2 tRNA genes are annotated in these 387 nt (G+C 42.9%); both read right to left on the bottom strand.

What is annotated here, in order from left to right:
- Positions 1-171: 171 nt before the first annotated feature.
- Positions 172-244: transfer RNA gene (locus AACL61_RS03330), tRNA-Thr, on the bottom strand.
- A 46-nt stretch (positions 245-290) separates the two neighbouring features.
- Positions 291-363, bottom strand: a tRNA-Asn gene (locus AACL61_RS03325).
- Positions 364-387: the final 24 nt, after the last annotated feature.

Raw genomic sequence — 387 nt, 5'->3', positions numbered from 1 at the left:
GATGATAGTCTCAGTATAGAAGATCCGGGGTAGCTAGAGCTAGACGTACTGTTATTGACTGCTTACTACGGACTGCTTACAACTTAACTTCTTAAGCATACAAAAAAGCCTACATAATAAGCTTTATCGGCTTAATCTGTAGACTTCTAATTGGTTATAAACTCTTTATAATGCCAACTAGAGGAGTCGAACCTCCGACCTTCTCTTTACGAGGGAGATGCTCTACCAGCTGAGCTAAGTTGGCAAAAAAAAGATGTTAACTAACCGAAGGTAGTCAACATCTTCATCGACTCCGGCAGTCAGACTCGAACTGACGACAACCTGATTAACAGTCAGGTGCTCTACCAACTGAGCTATGCCGGAATAACGCATGGCAACGTCCTATCC

The sequence above is a fragment of the Limosilactobacillus reuteri subsp. porcinus genome, from assembly GCF_036621895.1.
Taxonomy (GTDB): Bacteria; Bacillota; Bacilli; order Lactobacillales; family Lactobacillaceae; genus Limosilactobacillus; species Limosilactobacillus reuteri_J.
Note: the sequence above shows the minus strand (reverse complement) of the source record. Positions and strands in the feature narration are given on the sequence as shown.